Below are 2351 nucleotides of genomic sequence, written 5' to 3'. Positions count from 1 at the left end.
CGCTGCGGCGGGCCAGCACCCAGTGCCGGCGGTCGGGCCGGTGCCAGGGCCGCACCTCGACGCGTGCCCAGTCGTAGATCCGCAGGCCGTGAGCCCCGCTGCCGCAGGAACGACGCTTCCATTTCTGCCGCGGCAGGCCGTGGAACAGGTCATGGACAGGATGGTCGATCGCCCACCGGGTGACCACGGTGTCATGCCGGGTGGTGGCCATGACGTGGAAGACATCCGTCCGCTCCAGCTCCGACCGCCAGCCTTTGCTGAACCCGTAAGCGGCATCCGGTCACCCACCGAAACGGGATCTTGTCTGCGATCGCGCGGCGGACCATCGCCTTGGCCATGGCCACCTTGGTCTCGAAGGCGACCTCGTCGCCGATGCCGGCCCGGCGACACCTCTCGCGGTCGTCAGTCCAAGAGGCCGGCAGATACAGACGCCGGTCGATCAACGTCCTGCCACGATCAGTTGCATAGCCGAGGAAGACACCGACCTGGCAGCTCTCCGTCCGCCCAGCGGTTCCGGAATAGTGCCGCTGCACCCCCGCCGACCGGACCCGCTTCTTCAGAAAGCCCGTGTCGTCCACGACCAGGACGGCGTCCCGGTCACCGAGGTTGTCGACCACGTACTGACGCACATCGGCGAGCACCTCATCGGCATCGCCGCGAGCGCGTCCAGCAGGGGCATGAGCTGGGTGACGTCGTGACGGTTTCCGCTGGTCAGCGACACCGCAAGAGGTGTTCCGTGCCGGTCGGTGATCAGGTGGTGCTTGCTGCCGAGGCGGCCGCGGTCGACCGGCGAAGGTCCGGTGTGAGCCCCCCTTTGAGGGCCCGGACGTACGAGGCGTCCACCGCGGCGTCCTCCATGTCCAGCAGGCCGGCTCTGCGGAGTTCCGCGAGGAGGATCTCGTGCAGGCGGGGCCATACGCCGGCCTCGGTCCAGTCCCGCAGGCGCCGCCAGCACGTCACCCCACTGCAGCCGATCGTCTCGGTCGGCACGTCCGCCCAAGTCACACCCGTGCGCAAGACGTAGACGATCCCGCGCAGAGCCGCACGGTCATCCGCCGGCAGCCGGCCCGGATACCGCCGACGCCGCGGCGGGCGAGGAGGGAGAAACCGTGCGACACGTTCCCACAGATCATCAGGCACAAGATCATCCGACACCCCCAGAACTGTGCCGCCCACCAGCGCAACTGCCAAGGCCCCCAACCAAATTCATTCTGAAATGATCAGTAAGCACCTGCCGGAAAATAACCTGCGGGTTTTGCGACCTAAACTTGCAGGTCAACGCGCCGCCCGCCCGCATGTTGTTCTCCGGCAGGCCCTAACGAGCTGGTGCGTGATAGCGATGGAGTCGTGTTTGCCTGATCGGAGTCGTGGTCACGCGTTGGCGGTGCGGTCGGAGACGAGGCCGGCGATGGCCCGGTAGGTGGCGGGTAGGTCCTCTCGTCGGTGGGTCCAGCGGGTCAGCCGCTTCCAGCGTTTGTGATCGGCGAGTGCGTGCTCGACGGTGATGCGTTTCGATACTCGGCGTCGAAGGCGGTGTCATCACCGTAGCCATCGGCGCTTTCCTGGGTATGTTCCCGGGCTACTGACCCATACCAGTGCGGAGTACGAACGGGGCGGGGCTAGCTTGGCAGCAATGTCACGCCTGCATGCCGTAACCGGCTCAGAACAACGTGTCGGTGTCCTCGGTGTCTTCGGTCTGCGCCTGGACTGGTGTGCGGGTGCGGCGGCAACGCGCGGGCTCCGGATTCGCCCCGAACAGCGCTTGTGTCCCGCACTCGTCGGGCACAGCAGGTACCGGCCGGCACACGGCCGCGTCGACCAGGTCGAGCGGGGCGGAGTCGTCGAAGTCGGCACGCTTCATGCGGGTCCAGTCGCGGCCCTCGGGTATAGCGGTCACTGGCGCCCTCCTGTTGCGCTCGAGGCCGGGGGACGGGCAGCACGCCCCGGCGGCACTGGTGTCCAGGTCAGTGCCGTGCGGCGCTTGCGTTATACGGCAGGCCGCACAGGCGGCTGCCCCTGCGGTGACGGTTCCAGCCGCTTTCCTCCTCCTCGGTCCGTCCGTCATGGTGCTCGCCGCCCAGGGCGTCGGCTGACCGTCTGTCCATCCGTCTACCCACGCGGGTGGTGCGCGGATCACTCGCGTGCCGACGAGGGCGTGCCGCCCGAACTGCGGCACCAGCGGCAGGGTGACGGGACTACTTACCCGCTGAACTGCCCGGCCGGTGCTCTGCGGACATCTCCTCGTGCTCCGGCTCGGCGGGCCCAGACGGGCGCTGTGGACGCGGCGGCGAGGTACGAGATGCCTGTCCCTCGAGGAGCCAGTTGGCCATCGAGCGGATCCGCTCGGCGAG

At 68.1% G+C, this 2351-nt stretch carries 1 protein-coding gene and 2 pseudogenes; all 3 read right to left on the bottom strand.

The window, feature by feature from the left end:
- Positions 1–677 (bottom strand): annotated as a pseudogene (locus CCN42_RS30300) (IS701 family transposase); the annotation flags it as partial.
- Positions 659–1155: pseudogene (locus CCN42_RS30295) on the bottom strand (IS5 family transposase); the annotation flags it as partial. The pseudogenes CCN42_RS30300 and CCN42_RS30295, both read right to left, overlap by 19 nt.
- A gap of 505 nt (positions 1156–1660) precedes the next feature.
- A complete protein-coding gene (locus tag CCN42_RS30285; protein WP_086740421.1) occupies positions 1661–1897 on the bottom strand; it encodes a hypothetical protein in 237 nt (78 codons plus the stop codon).
- Positions 1898–2351 lie beyond the last annotated feature (454 nt).

The sequence above is a fragment of the Streptomyces glaucescens genome (genome assembly GCF_002154375.1).
GTDB lineage: Bacteria > Actinomycetota > Actinomycetes > Streptomycetales > Streptomycetaceae > Streptomyces > Streptomyces glaucescens.
The sequence above is the reverse complement of the archived record's forward strand: the minus strand, read 5'-3'. Positions and strand labels throughout refer to the sequence as shown.